22 protein-coding genes are annotated in these 20,310 nt (G+C 31.3%); 16 read left to right on the forward strand and 6 right to left on the reverse strand.

Translation table 11 applies throughout. From position 1 onward, the window contains the following. Window positions 1–201: 201 nt before the first annotated feature. Together AB1J10_RS10075 and AB1J10_RS10080 are read right to left on the reverse strand one after the other, a co-directional pair. Window positions 202–486, reverse strand: a complete 285-nt coding sequence (locus tag AB1J10_RS10075; RefSeq protein ID WP_046207951.1) for a YtxH domain-containing protein — start codon at window positions 484–486, stop codon at window positions 202–204. 7 nt (window positions 487–493) lie between these two features. Continuing rightward, the gene (locus tag AB1J10_RS10080; RefSeq protein ID WP_046207950.1) at window positions 494–958 is read right to left on the reverse strand and encodes a low molecular weight protein-tyrosine-phosphatase; all 465 of its coding nucleotides are present in this window, start codon (window positions 956–958) and stop codon (window positions 494–496) included. Between the two features lie 132 nt (window positions 959–1,090). Here AB1J10_RS10080 and AB1J10_RS10085 point away from each other — a divergent pair, with 132 nt between their 5' ends. The 3 genes from AB1J10_RS10085 (at window position 1,091) to AB1J10_RS10095 (ending at window position 3,223) form a co-directional block, all read left to right on the forward strand. Further along, window positions 1,091–1,294 carry a DUF1128 family protein gene (locus tag AB1J10_RS10085; RefSeq protein WP_046207949.1) on the forward strand — a complete coding sequence of 68 codons (204 nt, stop codon included), beginning with the start codon at window positions 1,091–1,093 and terminating at the stop codon, window positions 1,292–1,294. Between the two features lie 14 nt (window positions 1,295–1,308). Next, window positions 1,309–2,547 carry an aminopeptidase gene (locus AB1J10_RS10090; RefSeq protein WP_064209715.1) on the forward strand — a complete coding sequence of 413 codons (1,239 nt, stop codon included), beginning with the start codon at window positions 1,309–1,311 and terminating at the stop codon, window positions 2,545–2,547. A gap of 154 nt (window positions 2,548–2,701) precedes the next feature. After that, the gene (locus tag AB1J10_RS10095) at window positions 2,702–3,223 is read left to right on the forward strand and encodes an acyl-CoA thioesterase (protein WP_046207947.1); all 522 of its coding nucleotides are present in this window, start codon (window positions 2,702–2,704) and stop codon (window positions 3,221–3,223) included. A gap of 118 nt (window positions 3,224–3,341) precedes the next feature. Here the strand turns inward: AB1J10_RS10095 and yfkAB are convergent, their stop codons facing one another. After that, on the reverse strand, window positions 3,342–4,502 hold the full coding sequence (gene yfkAB / locus AB1J10_RS10100) for a radical SAM/CxCxxxxC motif protein YfkAB (RefSeq protein ID WP_369003111.1): 1,161 nt from the start codon (window positions 4,500–4,502) through the stop codon (window positions 3,342–3,344). A 176-nt stretch (window positions 4,503–4,678) separates the two neighbouring features. On the opposite strand from yfkAB, the gene AB1J10_RS10105 reads away from it, so the two are divergent. The 7 genes from AB1J10_RS10105 to AB1J10_RS10135 all read left to right on the forward strand — a co-directional run bounded on the left by AB1J10_RS10105 (window position 4,679) and on the right by AB1J10_RS10135 (window position 10,457). After that, complete coding sequence (locus AB1J10_RS10105) at window positions 4,679–4,849, forward strand: SE1561 family protein (protein WP_019469624.1); 171 nt, start codon at window positions 4,679–4,681, stop codon at window positions 4,847–4,849. 89 nt (window positions 4,850–4,938) lie between these two features. Then, window positions 4,939–5,457, forward strand: coding sequence for a type 1 glutamine amidotransferase domain-containing protein (locus tag AB1J10_RS10110; protein ID WP_046207946.1), 519 nt, complete (start codon window positions 4,939–4,941; stop codon window positions 5,455–5,457). Window positions 5,458–5,777: 320 nt separating this feature from the next. Then, on the forward strand, window positions 5,778–6,590 hold the full coding sequence (gene sgtB, locus AB1J10_RS10115; protein ID WP_046207945.1) for a monofunctional peptidoglycan glycosyltransferase SgtB: 813 nt from the start codon (window positions 5,778–5,780) through the stop codon (window positions 6,588–6,590). A gap of 350 nt (window positions 6,591–6,940) precedes the next feature. Beyond that, entirely contained in the window at window positions 6,941–7,759 is an 819-nt protein-coding gene (gene recX / locus AB1J10_RS10120; RefSeq protein WP_046207944.1) for a recombination regulator RecX, read from the forward strand. After that, window positions 7,737–8,051 carry a YfhH family protein gene (locus AB1J10_RS10125; protein WP_046207943.1) on the forward strand — a complete coding sequence of 105 codons (315 nt, stop codon included), beginning with the start codon at window positions 7,737–7,739 and terminating at the stop codon, window positions 8,049–8,051. Before recX ends, AB1J10_RS10125 begins: the two co-directional genes overlap by 23 nt. 15 nt (window positions 8,052–8,066) lie before the next feature. Then, complete coding sequence (locus tag AB1J10_RS10130; protein WP_107520837.1) at window positions 8,067–9,599, forward strand: ATP-binding cassette domain-containing protein; 1,533 nt, start codon at window positions 8,067–8,069, stop codon at window positions 9,597–9,599. Between the two features lie 9 nt (window positions 9,600–9,608). After that, entirely contained in the window at window positions 9,609–10,457 is an 849-nt protein-coding gene (locus AB1J10_RS10135; protein ID WP_046207941.1) for a sugar ABC transporter permease, read from the forward strand. 82 nt (window positions 10,458–10,539) lie between these two features. On the opposite strand, the gene AB1J10_RS10140 is transcribed toward AB1J10_RS10135, so the two are convergent. After that, a complete protein-coding gene (locus tag AB1J10_RS10140; protein ID WP_046207940.1) occupies window positions 10,540–11,517 on the reverse strand; it encodes a metal-dependent hydrolase in 978 nt (325 codons plus the stop codon). Between the two features lie 123 nt (window positions 11,518–11,640). On the opposite strand from AB1J10_RS10140, the gene mutY reads away from it, so the two are divergent. The 3 genes from mutY (at window position 11,641) to AB1J10_RS10155 (ending at window position 15,229) form a co-directional block, all read left to right on the forward strand. Next, window positions 11,641–12,687: an A/G-specific adenine glycosylase gene (gene mutY / locus AB1J10_RS10145; RefSeq protein ID WP_070039299.1), complete on the forward strand. Its 1,047-nt coding sequence runs from the start codon at window positions 11,641–11,643 to the stop codon at window positions 12,685–12,687. A 66-nt stretch (window positions 12,688–12,753) separates the two neighbouring features. Further along, window positions 12,754–13,296 (forward strand): nucleoside tri-diphosphate phosphatase, encoded by a 543-nt coding sequence (gene ntdP, locus AB1J10_RS10150; RefSeq protein ID WP_019469633.1) that lies wholly within the window; start codon window positions 12,754–12,756, stop codon window positions 13,294–13,296. 196 nt (window positions 13,297–13,492) lie between these two features. Then, window positions 13,493–15,229 carry an ABC transporter ATP-binding protein gene (locus AB1J10_RS10155; protein WP_070039301.1) on the forward strand — a complete coding sequence of 579 codons (1,737 nt, stop codon included), beginning with the start codon at window positions 13,493–13,495 and terminating at the stop codon, window positions 15,227–15,229. A gap of 84 nt (window positions 15,230–15,313) precedes the next feature. Here AB1J10_RS10155 and AB1J10_RS10160 read toward each other — a convergent pair whose 3' ends face one another. Both AB1J10_RS10160 and AB1J10_RS10165 read right to left on the reverse strand, forming a co-directional pair. After that, window positions 15,314–16,408, reverse strand: coding sequence for an FUSC family protein (locus AB1J10_RS10160; protein WP_046207937.1), 1,095 nt, complete (start codon window positions 16,406–16,408; stop codon window positions 15,314–15,316). Between the two features lie 75 nt (window positions 16,409–16,483). Further along, window positions 16,484–17,773: a glutamate-1-semialdehyde 2,1-aminomutase gene (locus AB1J10_RS10165; RefSeq protein ID WP_369003112.1), complete on the reverse strand. Its 1,290-nt coding sequence runs from the start codon at window positions 17,771–17,773 to the stop codon at window positions 16,484–16,486. A gap of 81 nt (window positions 17,774–17,854) precedes the next feature. Here AB1J10_RS10165 and bcp point away from each other — a divergent pair, with 81 nt between their 5' ends. The 3 genes from bcp to perR all read left to right on the forward strand — a co-directional run bounded on the left by bcp (window position 17,855) and on the right by perR (window position 19,823). Next, a complete protein-coding gene (gene bcp, locus AB1J10_RS10170; RefSeq protein ID WP_046207935.1) occupies window positions 17,855–18,310 on the forward strand; it encodes a thioredoxin-dependent thiol peroxidase in 456 nt (151 codons plus the stop codon). A gap of 6 nt (window positions 18,311–18,316) precedes the next feature. Further along, entirely contained in the window at window positions 18,317–19,267 is a 951-nt protein-coding gene (locus AB1J10_RS10175) for an NAD(P)-dependent oxidoreductase (RefSeq protein ID WP_107365565.1), read from the forward strand. Window positions 19,268–19,361: 94 nt separating this feature from the next. After that, window positions 19,362–19,823, forward strand: coding sequence for a peroxide-responsive transcriptional repressor PerR (perR, locus tag AB1J10_RS10180; RefSeq protein ID WP_046207933.1), 462 nt, complete (start codon window positions 19,362–19,364; stop codon window positions 19,821–19,823). Window positions 19,824–20,310: the final 487 nt, after the last annotated feature.

Genomic DNA, 20,310 nt, shown 5'->3' on the forward strand with positions numbered 1-20,310 from the left:
TCTTTTGAGAAATAAAATATCAGATAATAAATCAAAAATAAAGAGGGTAGGAAAGAAATCATAACTAACAAGTTGATTTCCAATTCCCACCCCCGCTAAGTTGACTATGTTATATTTCTGCTAGTCATCTTTGACGATTCACTTCAATTTATAAATATGAAATAGATAAACATTTATAATGTTCATTAGTAAAGCTGTTCCTTAATTTTTCAAACGATTATTTTTGCGTTCAACAAATGTATCCTTTGCATCTTTTAAAGAACGTTCTAACTCAGGATTATTACGTCTAATTTCTTCAATTGCATCTTTCCAATATGAAACTTCATCTTTAATGTTAGAAAATGCTGAAGGCTTTTGTGAACGATTACCTTCTTTAATATCTTTAATTGATTGTTTTAATGATTGGCGTGTAGATTTGTCAGCAAGTGTTGCTGCGCCTCCTATTACAGCACCTAATAATATACCTGGAATTAATTTGTTTTGCATGATGTTGTTACCCCTCTCTTAAATTAGCATCTTTAATAATGAAATCAATTAAATTATCACAAGACGATTGTACCATTTTATACACGCCTTCGAAATTGTTTGTATAATAAGGATCTGGTACATCAGTTTCAGTCATATCACTGAAATCTAACAATTTAAATAATTTTCCTTTAATATTTGGATTAATACTTTGAATATCATCAACGTTGCTTTGATCCATAGCAATAATATAATCAAAGTCGTCGTTAGAATCAAATAGTTCACTAATCATCCCATCAAATGGAATATGATGTTCAGTTAATATTTTTTGTGTCCCTTCGTGAGGTGATTGACCAAGATTCCATTTACCTGTACCTCTTGAAGTGACTTCTATACCATCGATACTTCTATCTTTTAATCTTTGGCGCATTATAGCTTCTGCCATAGGTGAGCGACAAATATTTCCTAAACAAACAAATGCAACTGTAATCATATATTGACCTCCAAATTATATAATCCTATTTCCCATTTTAATGTTTTTTTAATCATTTCTAAAGAGGAATTATGATAAAAGTTTTACAAGGTTAGCAAATTTGATAAAATAAATTAAAAAGAGGTGAGAGTTGTGACTAAAAATAACGAAGAAATGATTGAAGAAATTCGTGATCGTTTAAATCTAGTTAATCAAAGTTTAATCAATCCCGAAAAATATAAATCTGCTGATGCGCAAGAAGTAAAAGAGGTATATGATTATGTAACTTCGAAAGCCTCATTTACGCCAAGTGAAGCTTCAGCAATTGCAGATGCGCTTGGACAAATTCGTAAATAAGGGAGAGTTTAAATATGGGGCAATTACAACATAAAATGAAACAGTACGCTGAATTATTAGCAGGCATTGGCATGAACGTACAAGAAGGCCAACCAGTATTCATCCGTTCAAGCGTAGATGCTTTAGAATTGACACATTACATAGTTGAAGCAGCATATAAAAGAGGGGCTTCAGATGTGAAAGTAGAGTATAGTGATGATCGTTTAGCACGTCTTAAATTTGAAAATGAAACAGTTGAACATTTTGAAAAAAATGAAGTTAAGACATACGAGGTAGCTAAACGCATGGATTATGTTAACCGTGGTGCAGCAAATCTAGCATTAATTACTCAGGATCCAGATTTATTAAATGGTATAGATAGTGATAAATTAGCCACGTTCCAAAGACAATACGCTACAGCATATAAAGGTTATATGGAAGCAAGTCAGAAAAATCAATTTCCTTGGTGTGTAGCTGCATTTCCATCAAAAGCGTGGGCAGCACGTGTATACCCAGAATTAACTGTAGAAGCAGCATATGAAAAATTTATTGATGAAGTCCTAGACATTGTACGTGTAGACGGAAATGATCCAGTGGTAAATTGGGAAAAGCATATTGCAAATTTAAGTAAACATGCAGATAAATTGCAACATAAAAGCTATGAGGCTTTGCATTATATCTCTGAAGGAACTGATTTAAAAATTGGACTTCCAAAAGGGCATATTTGGGAAGATGCAACGAGTTATACAGAGAATGGTCAAGCATTTGTTGCTAATATTCCGACAGAAGAAGTATTCACCGCACCGCATCGATTGAAAGTGAATGGATATGTAACGAATAAATTACCATTAAGCCATAACGGTAATATTATTGATGGATTTACACTTACATTTAAAGACGGTGAAGTAGTAGACTTTAAAGCCGAACAAGGTGAAGAAGTGCTACGTGATTTACTGAATACAGACGAAGGAGCCAAACACTTGGGTGAAGTGGCTTTAGTACCAGACGATTCCCCAATTTCTAATCGGAATACAATATTTTATAACACGTTATTTGATGAAAATGCCTCTTGTCATATTGCATTAGGTTCAGCTTATGGCTTTAATATTGAGGGTGGCACAACGATGACTACTGAAGAAAAATTAGCACATGGATTAAACGATTCACTGGTTCATGTCGACTTTATGATTGGTAGTTCTGATTTAACGATTTATGGAATCACAGCAAGTGGCGAGCAAGAACTGATTTTTGAAAATGGTAATTGGGCTAATTAATCATTTTAAAATAAAAATAGTTTAATCATTAGATATTTTCCAATTAAAATCATCATTTTCGGGGTGGGACGGCGAAATCTTTTTAATAAAAATAGGTTTCTGTCCCACTCCTAATTTATATTTACTTAAGTTTAAAAAAGGGAAGGAATATATTATGGGAACTACTAAAATGAAATCGATGTCTGAATCGAGAAGTGTTAAAGCAAGACAAGTATTTCCGCAAGATACGAATCATCATCATACGATGTTCGGTGGAATGTTGATGGCTAACATTGATGAAATAGCAGCAATTACAGCAATGAAGCATAGTAACGCACAAGTTGTTACGGCATCTACAGATTCTGTTGATTTTTTAAAGCCAATTAAAACGGGCGATATCGTATCATATGAGGCAATGGTGTCATATGCAGGTACATCATCAATGGAAGTATGTGTACAAATTACAATTGAGGATGTTTTGAAAAATGAAAGGCACCTAGCAGCACTGAGTTTTTTGACTTTTGTTGCACTGGACAATGAAGGTAAACCATCAAATGTACCACAAGTGTATCCAGAATCAAAAACTGAAAACTGGTTTCATGAAACAGCATTAGCGAGGGTTAAACGCCGTAAAGAAAGAAGACAAGAAAGTAAAGAAACAATTGAGTTTTTAGCTAGTGTGCAGCATATTGAATAAAGATAAGGAATGTCTATTCCGAATATGATGATTGAAATCTTAGTTTTGACTAAGGATATTCATCTTATTTGAAAATGACATTCCTTTTTGATTGAATTATCAAATTTAATAGAGATGATCAATGCATAGGATAACGTCGATGCATATCTATTTCATTTTGTTTGAAATTTGTATCAGGATAATACATATTTTTCACAAGTACATTTGGTCCTAAGCAATTAAACTTAGGGCAATGGCAGTTTAATGATTGTGCTAAAGGTGTCTTTAACCATGCATCAAAAACATCTGTGAGTTTATCATTTTTAATATTTGATAAAGTACCATTTTCATCACCAAAATCAGTCACTATAATGTTTCCAGAGAACACATTCACATTTAATCTATTTCTACCATCTGGATCATTTCGCATCGTAACATTTTTGGAATTTCTTAATCTATGTAGTAATGCTTGATCATCTTCGTTGGAAATACATGGGTAAATGGGTAATGTTCCAAAAAGCATCCATATATCTGGATGTCGAATATCTAGTAAGTGATGAATTGCTTCTTTGATTTCAGCTAATGATAACACCTCTAATTGACTAGCAAAGTCAGAAGGATACATCGGATGAATTTCATGTCTTTGACATTTCATATCATTAACAATTTCATTATGTATTTTATTCAGATAAGGTCTTGTACTTTTGTTTAACATTGTTTCAGCAGAAATGAACATGCCTTGTTCAGAAAGTGTTTGAGCGTTTGATAACATTTGATCATAAAGTCTCAATTTTGCTTTCAATGGTGGCTGTTTTTCCATTGCTCCAAATCCAACTTCTGTAAATTCATCTATCGTTCCCCAATTATGTGAAATATGCATTACATCAATATATTCAGCTATATCTAAATATCTGTCGATAGGTAATGTAAGATTTGAATTCATTTGAACATAAATCCCGCGTTCATAGGCGTATTTCAATAGTGGTTTCACAACATTTTTAATAGATTTCTTTGAAAACATAGGTTCACCACCAGTGATGGACATCGTTTTTAAATTTGGGATTTCATCCAAACGTCGATAAATTAAATCTATTGGTAAAGGAGAAGGGTCTGCAGTTTGAAGTGTGTATCCTACCGCGCAATGACTGCAACGCATATTACAGAGATTCGTCGTGGTGAATTCAATATTACTTAAAGTTAATGCATTATGTTCTTGAATATCATTATAGGTTTCCCATGGATCATTAAATATAGATATAGTTTTTTTAATACTAGATAATATAGATTTTTGATATGTCATTTAAAACATCCTTTTATTAAAGCTTGGTTTAGGTTTAAATATATGAAATGGTTAAACATATAGAAATTATTCTAATTTTGTTAAATTATTTCAGTTTATAATTATTAAGACTTTAGCAAAATTTGTCAAATCCATGTTAGTATAATAATATCTGAAAAAAAGGAGTTACTAATACAATGGATGACAATCAAACAATAGATCAAATAAAAAAGAGATTAGAAAAATTTATGAATGATATCGATCATGTGAACCCAAATGAAGTTAAAGTAGAAGACATAGACGAATGGATTGGCTTATTAGATCAATTAGAAGAAAAAGTTAAATCAGTTTCGAAATCATCAGATTAAATTTCGGAGTATTGAAAGTTTTTATGTTTAAAAAACTCTAGTTTCGTCTATACAGAGTATATAACATAAATATGGAAAGGTGATAATTCATGGCTAAAAAAGTAGCAATTATTGTAACGAATGAATTTGAAGATGTAGAATTAACAAGTCCTAAAGAAGCAATTGAAGAAGCAGGACACGAAACTGTTGTTATTGGAGATGAAGCCAATAGTGAAGTTGTTGGGAAACATGGTGAAAAAGTTTCTGTGGATGTAAGTATTGCTGATGCAAAACCAGAAGATTATGATGGATTATTAATTCCAGGTGGTTTCTCACCTGATCATCTACGTGGTGATTCTGAAGGCAGATACGGCACATTTGCTAAATACTTTACCAAAAATGATGTCCCAACGTTTGCAATTTGCCATGGACCACAAATTTTAATAGATACAGACGACTTATCAGGTAGAACAGTAACTGCAGTACTAAATGTTCGTAAAGATTTAGCGAACGCTGGTGCACAAGTTGTTGACGAATCTGTAGTTGTTGATAAGAATATTGTAACTAGTCGTACACCTGATGATTTAGATGACTTTAATAAAGCAATCGTAGATCAATTAAATGCCTAATCATTTGTGGTACGTCAATTTTAAAAAATGGTATTAATGAAATAGTTGTCTATGTTTTAGATGAATTTACTTTGAATGTGCTAAAGTGGTTCATTATAAAATATAGGCAACTTTTTTGTTTCTTATTAGCATTGAATTTTAAATTCAAACCGTATTTTGGTATTGAGATATTATAAATTTTAAAAGCTTTGATCATAATGCCATGATAGGAGTTACATATACACCCTTGGACCGATTTTTATGATTTACTATAGATAAAAATTCCAACAATTGATAAACTCACTTATAATGATATGAGAGCAATATAAAGGAGCTACCGCATGAAAAGAAGCGATCGTTATAAGCAAACAACCAAAAAATCTCAAGCTGATACTGTAAACGAACCTCAATATAATACTTATTTTCAGCCAGTAACAAAAACAAAAAAACAGAAAAAAGGAAAAGGACTTTTCTTCAAATTACTTATTCCTATTTTAATTGTTTTAGGAATATTTATTGCTATAATGTATGCTTTGAGTACGCGCGCAGATATTGATGAATTAAAAAAAATAGAAAATAAGAATTCGTTTGTATCTGTCTCAAACATGCCAGAATATACTAAAGGTGCATTTATAGCTATGGAAGATGAACGCTATTATAGGCATCACGGATTTGATATAAAAGGAACGTCAAGGGCACTTTTTTCGACATTAAGTGATAAAAATGTACAAGGTGGAAGTACAATCACGCAACAGGTAGTAAAAAATTATTTTTATGATAATGAACAGTCTATTACACGTAAAGTTAAAGAATTGTTTGTAGCTCATCGCGTTGAAAAAAACTACAGTAAAGATGAAATACTTAGTTTTTATATGAATAACATTTATTACGGTAGTGATAATTATTCAGTAGAATCAGCTGCAAATTATTACTTTGGGGTTACGACAGATAAAAATAATCAAGAGTTGCCACAAATTTCAGTTTTACAGAGTGCCATTTTAGCAAGCAAAATTAATGCACCTAGTGTTTATAACATCGATGATATGTCGGATAATTTCATAAATCGAGTGAAAACTGATTTAGAAAAAATGAAACAACAAGAATTTATTTCAGATGAACAATACAAAAATGCATTATTAGAATTAGGCGTATGATTATAGTAATATCAGCAAGTATCACGAGAAGTATAAGATAAGTTGTCAAAGAGAAGTCCCTGCCTTAGTAGTCATGAAAAAATGAATGCTTGGAAGGGGCTTTTTTAAATATTTTAAAAATACAAAATACATTAATTTCAACTGTGCAATGAAGTTTTTTTAAATGCTTGTTAAGTACTATAAAATATATTGAAATTTGTAGATTAACAATGTCATTTTGTGAAAGGAATAAACCTTGAACCATGATATAATTTGTATATAAAAATAATGAAGTTGAAGTTTGCAAATAAAAATCACTATAATTCCATTCATAAACAATATAAGTTATTCTTATAAGTGGAGTGAAGATAATGCCGAAAATCACAAAAATAGAAGTTCAAAAAAACAATAAAGAACGTTTTAATTTATATTTAGATGATGAATTTGAGATGGGTATTGATATTGATACTTTTGTCTATTTCAATCTTAAAAAGGGACAACTTGTTGAAGCAGCTGAAATGGAAAAAATTCAAAAGTATGAGCAATATAGACAAGCGATTAATATAGCGATTCAATATCTGTCATATAGAAAAAGAACTGAGCACGAAGTGGCACAGCATCTAGCAAAGAAAGATATTTCAGAAAGTGTTATTGCAGATGTATTAGATTATTGCCATAAGCAAAATTTAATAGATCATAAAGACTACGCGAATAGTTTAAAAAACACAATGATTTTAACTACGGATAAAGGACCTGAAATTTTCAAACAAAAATTACGCGAAGCTGGTATAGAGCAAAATATCATTGATGAATATGCGCTTTTATATAATGAAGAACAACCTTTAGACAAGATTATAAAATTAGCAAATAAAATATTGAAACAAAAAAAAGGACCACAAATAAAGCGTGAAGAAAAGTTGAAACAATCTTTGATGCAAAAAGGTTATACATTTGAAACGATTAACATTGTGATGGAAGAATTAGATTTTTCACAATCAGAAGAATCATTAGACATGTTATTACAAAACGATTTAGAAAAAGCGTATACTAAGAGTTCGAAAAAGTATACAGGTAGAAAATTAGTCAATAAAACGATTGAAACACTTATGAGAAAAGGCTATCAATATGATAAAATAAAATCTAAACTAGAAGAGAGTGGAATTGAGAATGGAACGGAAGAAATTGAGTGAAATGAGTGAAATAGAATTACGTCATGAAATTCAAGGGTATAAAGAACAAATGCGCAAAGCAGAAATGAATGGTATTTATAACGAGTATGACGTATATGCAAGTAAAGCAATCATAGCAGAAAGCTATTTAGTAGATAGAAATAAAGTAGAACTTGGCAAAATTTATCAACTGAATGATGGTACAAAAAGTTATTTTAAGGTAGAACGACTTAAAGGTATTTTTGCATGGGGATTCAGAATCAATAGTTCAGAGCCAGAAGAAGGTTTGCCCTTAGCATTATTAAAACTGTAGAAGGATGAAGATAGTATGGGTAGTTCAATTATTTTAAAGTTACTTAATGTAACACATTACTATAGAAATAAAAAATCAAAAAAGTGGTATCAGCCTTTTGGTTATGATGCAGATAACATAGAGTTAAATAATATTAATCTACATATCTATCAAGGTGAATCACTTGGCATCATCGGTGAGCCTGCGTCTTCAAAATCTCTTGTAGGTCGGATATTAAGTGGTGAAATTAAACCTGATAAGGGAAGAGTTGTGCGCAAAACAGATTTGTTTTATGCAGATATAGACGATAAATATGCTCAAAATATATCGGTTGAAGATTACATATCTAATGCAGTTACATTATTCCCATACAAAGTCAATACGCATAAAGTTGAACAAGTTCTAAAATATGCACATGTCGAAGCGCAAAGTGATAAGCCTATATGTGAATTACCAGATGAAGTATATGCCCGCATACTTTTTTCACTTGCCAGAACATCTAAAGCAAGTATTATTATTTTTAATAAAATACTGCAAAATTTAACGGATGAATATTTTGAAAAAGCAATTGAACTATCAGATGAATACATAAATAATAATTTAACCATTGTTATGATAGATGACAATGTTGAAAGAGTTAGTAAGGCAAGTAATTATATAGCGTGGGTTTCGCATGGTCAACTTAGAATGGAAGGTTCTATTAAACAAGTCATTCCTGTATTTAATGAACATGAGAGAGATAGAGCATCTTTAGAAAGTGATGAAGAAAAACGAAATTTTGATTTAGATTGGAAAAAAAGTAGAGCGCGTACGCCTGAGTTAACTTATAATTTCAAACGAATTGAAAGATATAACCACGTTAAACCACCGGTTGTACTAGTTAGATTCTGGACATTTATAACTATTTGTATGCTAGGTGTGCTTTTAACAGCAGTGTTAATATTTAATGATATTGGTAAAATTAACATAGGACAAAATGAAGACCAAGCCACTATTCAAAACCAACCTAAAAATCCTTACGAAGTTAAACTATCATACGGAATCGTATTAGATGATTCAGTTAAATTAAAGAACCTAAAAAAAGGAAAAGAGTTAAGTCCTAACAAGTACGCTTTGCTTACCATTACTGGTGAAAACACAAAAAATTATCGTGTTAGTGTCGATAATCAGTCTTATAAAGTCGGAAAAAAAGATATTCGTTATTTTGATCCAGCAGGTTTATTTGAAGAACATAGTGGGGATGCACTCGCGCCATTTATGAGTAAAAATTATAGTAATTATTTTGAATTTTTTAATAGTCACTTACATAAAAAGCATGGTACTGTGACAGATTCACTAGTTCCAGAAGAAGGGAAAAATGATCGCTTTATTGTACCTATCGTTCAACAACCGATTGCAATGATATTTAATGATCAAAATAAACTTTCCGGGTTTACAATTCCGATGAAAGATAAAGCGAAGTTAAAAGAGAAATTTAATATTGATAATAACTTCTGGATTACTAAATCAGGTGATGGTTATTTCATGGCAGATTTTAAAAATGATAAATGGATATATATTGAATTGTAGGTGTAGTAAATGATAGATAATTTAATTAATTTTTATAAGAATGCACCATTTTTAAGTAAACACTTGTACCATCGATTAAAGGGGCAATGGAAATGGTTTGTAATACCATTTATTATTAGCATCCTGTTATTATGTCTGCTAATGTTCATATTTAATGTGAATGGTACAGAAGAAATAAAACAAGCACGTGGTTATTTTAGATTAGCAGCATTAATAAGTTTTTCATTTATCTGGATAGCTATTTATCAAAGTTATCAATTGTTTAAAAAAGAGTATTTTACTGCTAAAGTTTTTAATTTGAATCCAATTTTTCAAACGATTATGATAGCTATTATTTCTAATTTATTAATGTTTATTGCGTTAATGATGATTATATTAATGACACCAGTTAATATAGAGAGTTCCATTCCATCGACAATATACTTTGTTATAATGTCAATTATCTTTGTCGTAGTTATTTCTACAGTATTTGGTTTACTAACTATTACCAAAAATAATGTAGATATCATATTTTATATATTATCAGTCATTATGTTTTTTCTCGTACCAATTGTGTATATTCCGTCCAGTAATTCAACAGTAATTTCTCATATTTTAATGTTGAACCCGTTATTTTATCTTATAGAGGGAATCTCACAGTCTGTTGTTTTAGGTGCATTAAGCTTAAATAATATACCATACCATTTTTATTTTATATTTTTAATGGCGACAGCTTGTGCATTGATATTTGCTCTGTTTAGAACGACAGCATATCAGAAATTTAGAGTTGCGCATGAGAAAAAGGATACTGATGACAAATTAAAAAATGATTCAAATCATAACGAAAATGTAATTGCTCAAAATACAAACCATAAATAATGATTTTAGTCATTTTCAATCTTATTAGTAAAGGCTGAGACACAATCTTGTGTCCCAGCCTTTGTTACTACCAATAAAATTTTTACTTTGCAAATAATTTTTTTTGTAATTTATCTTCACTAAACACCCAACCAATATAAGAATGATCAATATTCATAAATTCGTCTAGATGTGCGATTGCTACAAAAGAATAGTGACCATTTTTTAGATAGCGTAAATCGATTAGTCTAATTTCTGTCGTGTCATCATCTAGCTTTCTAGCTTGCCAGCGATATATAGATGAAAAGTTAAGGAAAGTTTTTATGTTTTTATCATCTTTAACAAATTGCATTAAATCATTACTAGGAAAAGGATGACGCTCAGATTTATCACTAAAAACGATATTTCTACCATAACTGCGTCCAACATAATCGTGATTTTCTGTTTGAATAGCAACACGCCATTCCATAAATCGCATGGTAGGTGCAACAAAAACTTTAACAGGGTTATGTTCTTGCTTTATTTGTTTAAGCGCTTGTTGTTTAATGATGGCTTGCATCCTAAACCGAATAATATAATAAACAACAAGAATACCAAAAATAGGGAAAAATGAAAGGTATGGATGTAAGCCTAATACCCAAAGCAAAATGCCGACACACCAAAGGATGAATATGATTGGGTCAAATGTATTGATGACACTGAGTTGAATCCATTTATTTGTGATGGGTCTGAGCGCTTGGGTTCCATATGAATTAAATATATCAACAAAGACATGAAGAAAGACCGCAAGCTGAGCCCATAACCAGATATGGCTAGCATCAATATTTTTAAAAAATGTAAATATAAATAAAGTTATAAGTAATGGCCACAGAATTGTAAAAGGTATTGAATGTGTTATACCTCTGTGATTTGATATATAAGTGGCATTATCCTTAAGTTTTAAAACTGTGTCTCCATCTGGTATCAGAGAACCGATGATTAGAGTAGTTGCAGTTGCTGCAAATGAACCAGTCATCGCTGGGTCTTGTGTTGCCAAAGCGGTTAATCCAATACCCATGACAATATGCGTACCTGTATCCATAAGTATCCTCTCATTTCATTTCAATATTATTTCTATTATAATCTAATATACTAAATAATAAAATTAACATACTAAAATGAAGAAAAAAAGTTTTAGAATCACGTAGAGAAAGAGATGTATAACATGTATAACGAATCAGAATTTAAAAATAATCTCGTAAAATGGTTTGAGAAAAATCAAAGACAAATGCCATGGAGAGAAACTAAAAATCCATACTATATTTGGTTAAGTGAAGTAATGTTACAACAAACTCAAGTGAAGACGGTTATCGATTATTATCATAAATTTGTAAGTAGGTTTCCAACAATAACTGATTTAAGCAACGCACATGAAGATGAAGTGCTAAAATATTGGGAAGGACTCGGCTATTATAGTCGTGCACGTAACTTCCATAATGCAATCAAAGATGTAGCGGTAAATTATAATGGTGAGGTTCCTAATGATCCGAAGCGTTTTGGAGAACTGAAAGGCGTTGGTCCATACACCAAAGCAGCAGTCATGAGTATTGCTTTCAACCTTCCATTAGCAACAGTCGATGGTAACGTTTTTAGAGTGTGGTCAAGACTAAATAATGATTATCGCGATACCAAATTACAAACTACGAGAAAAACATTTGAAAAAGAATTAGAAACATATGTTCAAGAAGATTCAGGTACTTTTAATCAAGCGATGATGGAACTAGGCGCATTAATTTGTACACCAAAAAATCCGTTATGTTTATTTTGTCCTGTACAAGAACATTGTGAAGCCTTTGAACAAGGAACAGTTGAGCAGTTACCTGTAAAAACGACTAAAGTGAAGAAAAAACATATAAAACAAAATGTCTATATAGTGCGTAACGAAAAGGGTGATTTACTTATTGAAAAAAGAACTCAAAAATTATTAAATAATATGTGGGAATTTCCTATGTATGAAGCGGAAAGCAACGAAAATATTAATACACAATTATTTACAGAAATTGAATTTCAAGCTAAACCTGTTTATTCTTTAAAACATCAGTTTACACATTTAACATGGGATATTGATGTGTATATATCTAAAAGTTGTGTTAATCGGCAAGAGATTACATTAGCTAACAATATGCAGTGGATGCCTGTAGATGATAAAGTTAATTATAATTTTCCAGTAAGTATGTCAAAAATATATAATTTTTTAATAACAAATAATTAAGGTCGTTCTGTAATCGTTAATTATGTTATAATTCAATATGTGAAATCAGAAAAGGTGGTGTGGAGCATGGTTAAAGAGTCCATACCTAAAGAGGGTCAGACGATAAAAATTCAAAGTTATAAACACGATGGAAATATACACCGTGTTTGGTCTGAAACAACTATTTTAAAAGGTACGGATCATGTAGTCATTGGTGGTAATGACCATACATTGGTAACAGAAAGTGATAATCGCACATGGATTACAAGAGAACCTGCAATTGTATACTTCCATTCCGAATATTGGTTTAACGTTATTTGTATGTTTAGAGAAGATGGTGTTTATTATTATTGTAATTTATCCTCACCATTTGTCTGTGATGAGGAAGCACTCAAATATATAGATTATGATTTAGATATTAAAGTCTATCCCAATGGTAAATATCATTTATTAGATGAAGATGAATATGAACAACATATGCGTCAAATGAATTATTCATCTGATATTGATGTAATTTTACGAAGAAACGTAGATATTCTTCAACAATGGATTGAACAAAAAAAAGGTCCTTTTGCACCGGATTTTATTAAAGTTTGGCGTGAACGGTTTAAAAAGATTAGAGATTATTAAGCATATTTAATGTAATTGATAGTTATATCCGATATAGTATTAAAGGTATATATGATACAAGTTAATTGTATAGAATAAATCTTAATAGCAAATGCTTAACTAAATGATCTGATCGTAGATAATTGTAATAACAGCCTCGTTGAATTTCAACGAAGGCTGTTTCATTTGCTGAAATAAGCAGGGAGGTATAGTTTGTATGATTCGCAGATATATACAATTCGTAAAACCATATAAATGGCGGATCATTGCCACAATTCTTGTTGGTATATTAAAATTTGGTATTCCAATGCTTATTCCGTTATTAATTAAATATGTTATTGATGACATTATCAATAACGGTGCAATCTCGGTAGAAGAAAAATTTGCTAGATTGGGAATTGCGCTAGGAATAGCCGTATTTATTTTTGTAATCGTAAGGCCCCCTATAGAATTTTTAAGACAATATTTAGCTCAGTGGACAAGTAATAAAATATTATATGACATTCGTAAGCGTCTATATAATCATTTACAAGCACTAAGTGCAAGATTCTATGCTAATAACCAAGCTGGGCAAGTTATTTCACGGGTTATTAATGATGTTGAACAAACAAAAGATTTCATCCTGACAGGCCTTATGAATATTTGGCTTGATTGTATCACTATCATTATCGCTTTATCTATTATGTTTGTACTAGATGTAAAATTAACACTAGCTGCAATTATAGTATTTCCAGTTTATATTTTGACTGTCTACTTCTTCTTTGGACGTTTAAGAAATCTGACACGTAAGAGATCTCAAGCCTTGGCTGAAGTACAAGGATTTTTACATGAACGTGTACAAGGCATGTCAGTCATTAAAAGTTTTGCAATAGAAGATAACGAAGCAGTGAATTTTGATAAGCATAATAGCAATTTCTTACAACGCGCATTTACGCATACGAGATGGAATGCCTATTCATTTGCTGCAATTAATACAGTAACTGATTTAGGGCCATTAATTGTAATAGGTTCTGGTGCGGTTTTAGCTATTAACGGTTCCATTACAGTTGGTACGCTCGCTGCATTTGTGGGTTACCTCGAACAATTATTTGGACCTTTACGTAGATTGGTTTCTTCATTTACAACATTAACGCAAAGTTTTGCATCGATGGATCGTGTGTTCCAACTTATGGATGAAAGTTATGACATAAAGAATAAAAAAGGTGCCTTACCATTAGAAATTCAAGAAGGACGTATTGAAATTAATAATGTGAGTTTCCGATATAATGCGGATGAATCTACGATATTAAACCATATTAATTTGGATATCGAACAAGGCGAAACAGTAGCGTTTGTCGGTATGAGTGGTGGAGGTAAATCAACACTTATCAATCTCATACCAAGATTTTATGATGTTACAGATGGTGAAATTAAAATTGACGGCACCAATATTAAGTCCTATTTAACAGGTAGCCTCAGACATCAAATTGGATTAGTTCAACAAGATAACGTACTATTCTCAGATACGATTAAAGAAAATATTTTATTAGGCAGACCCGATGCAACAGATGAAGAGGTCATTGCTGCTGCAAAAATGGCAAACGCACATGATTTCATCATGGAATTAACAGATGGATATGATACAGAAGTGGGTGAAAGAGGAGTTAAACTCTCTGGAGGCCAGAAGCAACGTATATCTATAGCACGAATCTTCTTGAATAATCCACCGATTATTATCTTAGATGAAGCAACGAGTGCATTGGATTTAGAAAGTGAATCTATTATACAAGATGCATTAAATATCTTAAGTAAAGATCGTACTACGTTAATTGTGGCACATAGATTATCTACAATTACTCATGCAGATAAAATTGTTGTTATAGAAAATGGTGAAATAGTAGAAAGTGGCACACATCAAGAATTATTAGCGAAAAAAGGTGCTTATGAACATCTTTATAGCATTCAAAATTTATAAAAAGACTTTGAACGAACTAATAAATATAAAAGACCAGAGACATTTTTAAATGTCTCTGGTCTTTTTAGTTAAAATATTGAGTTTTTATAGATCAAAATCTTCTTCTTCAATTTCAATTTCATTATCATTAGAATGATATGAGAAGAAACTGATAACTAAACGATCCAAGTGTTCTATAGTATAACGATATTCTTCTATAGCTGAAATAATCTGCATTATATTAGTGAATGAATATGTTGTCTGATAAGGATCTTTAATGATTTCGCGTTGGAAAGCATCCATTAAATCTTTTTTTTGTGGATTTTCTATCTGACTATCAAAGTGACTAATATCATAACGTGCTTTCTTTGAAATACTAATAAAGATTTGTTCGTGATAGGCGATTAGCAAATCTATTTCTAATTTTATTTGAAGTAACAGCTCGTTATTCAAATTATGAAGATCGTTTTGATAACGATTCATTCGTTTTAAAACATCGTATGCTTGCCGTGTGCTACGGACAACTTGTTTAAATAGAATTTTTTTTCTATTTTGCGCATACATTTGCTTTTTCGTCCAAGGTCGTTCTTCTTCGTAGTATTCAAAGATTTGTTCTAATTTTGTTATACGTTTGCTGATTAGCCCTCTATCCTCTTTTATATGATGATATTCAGAGGTATCATTTAATACAAGTTTGAACCATACAAAGATATCTGAACAAATGTTTAAAGAATTATAATAAATTTTAGACTCGAATTTAGGGGGTAAGAATAAAAGATTAACTGCAGAAGAACTAATTACACCTACCATAACAAGGACAAATCTGTAAAATGCAGAAATATAAAAGTTACCAGTATGTGTTCCCATAATAATTAATGCAGTTATACTTGCAAGTGTAGCTACATGTTCCAATTTAAAACGGAATAAAATAGCAATTAATAATATAACAGTAACCCCCATGATTACTGGATTATTACCAAAAACAGTAACCATAACAACTGCCAGTATTGCACCGATCAGGTTACCAATTGCTCTTTCAGAAATTGTTTTAATGGAACGAAAAACACTTGGTTGCATCGCGATTACCGCACTGACAGCAGCGATTGCTTTTAATCCTGCTTCATCAGGGAACAGAGAAGCGATAAACAAAGCAAGTATAATAGCTATACCTGTCTTCAGAATGCGTGCTCCTAATTTCAAATGTACCGCTCCTTCATATATTTAATAAATTTATGTTTATACTTGTTATACAACGATTCCCTATAAAATTCAAGTTTATTTCATTTGACTAAAAGCATAATCTACAGCATCTAATGTTTTTTCAATATCATTTTTAGTGTGTTCAGTTGTTAAAAACCAAGCTTCAAATTTTGAAGGGGAGAGATTAATACCTTGATGTAACATAAGTTTAAAGAATCGTGCAAAAGCATCACCATCTGAATTTTCAACTTGATCATAGTGTGTGACAATTTCGTTTGTAAAATAGAGCGTTAATGCACCATAAACTCTATTGACAGTAGCAGTGATATTGTGTTTTTGTATTAATTTATTTAAACCATCTTCTAATTGTTGACCTAGGCTATCTAAATATTCATAAATACCATCTTGTTCTAATACTTCTAATAATGCGATGCCTGCTTTCATGGATAATGGATTTCCAGCCATCGTTCCAGCTTGATATGCAGGGCCTAGGGGAGCAACTTGTTCCATAATATCTTGTTTACCACCATAACCCCCGATAGGTAAACCACCACCTACAATTTTACCGAAGGCAGTTAAATCTGGATAAACTTGGTATAAGTCTTGTGCACCACCATAATGGAAACGAAAAGCGGTAATAACCTCATCATAAATCACTAAACTTCCATTATTATGTGTAATTTCATTTACTTGTTCTAAAAATCCTGGTTTAGGTTTAACCATACCAAAGTTACCTACAATAGGTTCAACGAGTACTGCTGCAATATCATCTCCCCAATAATCAATGGCTTCTTTATAAGTTTCTATATCATTATAGGGTACTGTGATGACTTCTTGGGCTACACTTTGAGGTACACCGGCAGAATCGGGTGATCCTAATTGGGAAGGTCCGCTCCCAGCTGCAACTAAAACTAAATCTGAATGACCATGATATTGACCAGAAAATTTAATTATTTTATTTCTTTTAGTATACGCACGTGCCACACGTATTGTCGTCATTACTGCTTCAGTACCGGAATTAACGAAACGAATCTTTTCTAATGAGGGGATAGCATCGCGTAATTTCTTAGCGAAGTTTATTTCAAGTTCTGTTGGCGTTCCATATAATACGCCAAGTGCTGCTTGTTCTTGAATAGCTTGAGTTACATGAGGATGAGCATGACCAGTAATTATTGGTCCATAAGCTTGTAAGTAATCGATATATTTATTGCCATCTACATCATATAAATAAGCGCCTTGGCCAGATTTCATCATTACAGGAGCACCACCACCTACAGCTTTATATGAACGAGAAGGTGAATTTACGCCTCCTAATATATATTCATTTGAGTAATTTTGAAGTCTTTCACTTTCAGTAAATTTCATTAATATCAACCTCTTTTATTTAATATTTTCGTTTATTATCGTATCATATAATTATTAACAAAAAGAAATAGGGTGAGTTATTTGTTGAAAAAAGGAGATCAATTTCCGGAATTTAGACTTGAGAATCAAAATGGTGATATTATTTCTAATGACACATTAAGAGGAAATAAAGCAGTACTTTATTTTTATCCGAGAGATAACACGCCAACATGCACGACAGAAGCTTGTGATTTTAGAGACAATTTATCATATTTTAATGAACTTAATACAAAAGTTTATGGAATTAGTGGAGATACAAAGAAAAAACATCAAAACTTCAGCGAAAAACATAGTTTGAATTTTGATTTATTGGTAGATGAAAATTATCAATTATCCGCGGAAGTGGGTGTATATCAACTAAAGAAAAATTTTGGAAAAGAAAGTATGGGAATAGTAAGAACTACGTTCATTATTGACGAAGATGGCGTTATTATCGATGTCATAGAAAAAGTGAAAGTAAAATCACAAATGGACGAATTAAAAGCAATTCTGGGGTGATTAGAGATGAAGGCAGTCAGTTTACAAAGAATGGGAGATTTAGAAAATGATTTAGTTGAAGCTTTTCCAAACGTTAAGTTTATATTTACACAGGGTGTTTCTGATATTAATGACCATGATAAAAAGGATTTGGACATACTATTTGGATATGATGGTAAATTAGATGAAGATTTTTTGGAGTCATGCTCGAATCTGAAATGGTTGGCCTGGTATGCTACCGGTGTAAACAAGCTTCCTTTAAACTATATCGATAGTAATAATATCTTGTTGACGAATGGTCGAGGTGTACACGCAAAACAAATGTCTGAATTTATCATGGCGTTTATATTAGATGACTATAAAAAAATGAAGACTTCATTTATTAATCAAACAAATAAAAAATATGATTCGAAGCTAACTGGAAAAAGAGTAAGCGGGCAAACCCTTTTATTTTTAGGGACAGGAAGTATAGCGCAAAAAACAGCAACCATTGCTAACGCGATGGACATGATTGTACAAGGTGTTAATACAACTGGTCGTGATGTAGAAGGGTTTTCCAAAACGTATACTATCGATAATTTATTTCAAGCACTAGAAGAAGCAGATATTGTTGTTAATACGTTACCAGAAACGAAAGAAACAATACATCTACTACAAAGAGAACACTTTGAAAAGATGAAAAACGCTGCTTTATTTATTAATGTAGGAAGAGGAACAATCGTAGACGAAAATGTAATAGCAAATGTGATGAAAGAAAACATCATACGACAATCATATTTAGATGTGTTTGAAAACGAACCACTTACTCCAGATAACCAATTATATAATATAAATAATATTACAATTACAGCACATATTACGGGCAATGGGACAGAAAACAAACAAGAAGTTACTCAGATATTCAAACGAAATCTTAGTTATTTTCTCAATAACAATACTTTAATTGAGAATGAAGTTGATCCCGATACAGGATATTGATTGAAATGGTCTTTGTTTATTGACAATTCGATAATGCAACAGTTATATTAATATTAAGTAATAATTATTATTAAATAGAAAGATGGTGAGGGACATGAGTGCAGAGATGGAAACAGTTGAACATCAATTAGAAGACTCGATTGCGTCTTTAAGAGATAATGGAATAAGAATAACACCACAAAGACAGGCGATATTGAAGTTTTTAATTGTTTCAGAAACACATCCCACTGCTGATGAGATTTATCAAGCACTTTCACCCGATTTTCCAAATATAAGTGTTGCAACGATATATAATAATTTACGTGTATTTAAAGGAATAGGCATTGTTAAGGAGTTGCCTTATGGCGACGCTTCAAGTCGATTCGATTTTAATACACATAATCATTACCATGTTATATGTGAAAATTGTGGAAAGATTGTTGATTTTCATTACCCACAACTAGATGAAGTTGAACAATTAGCTCAACACGTAACGAATTTTGATGTGACACATCATCGTATGGAAATTTATGGTCTATGTAAAGAATGTAAAGATAAAGAGAATTTACAGCAGTAATTATAATTGAACAATTACGAAAAAACTATTAAGTTAGAAAGTGCTATATTTATAAATGTAGCACTTTCTATTACTATGAGCTTGTTTTATATCAATATAAGTGAAAGCAAAAATGCAATTTTAATTGACGGTATAGTGGCTAATGTGTCCCAACAGCACTGATATAATTATACAATTTGACATATTTATACATATAAAAAATAATTAGTTATTACAAAGGTAAAATTTAACTAAAAAGTTATTGAAATTGAATTGACGAGTGAGATTAATCTTGATATTATATAAAAGTCGTCGAAACGAGACGGCTTTAAAACAAACCAAAATAAAAATAATAGAAAGTGTAAATTTGACACTTGTTAAAATTATTGAATGGTTATACAATGTTAAATGTTGAGTTAACAAACGAAACAAACTTAACAATAACAAATGAAAATTTATTATTGACTTAACAAAAACTTAATGTTACAATTAATTCTTGTAACACATC

This window comes from Staphylococcus cohnii species complex 1663, assembly GCF_041008415.1.
Lineage (GTDB): Bacteria > Bacillota > Bacilli > Staphylococcales > Staphylococcaceae > Staphylococcus > Staphylococcus ureilyticus.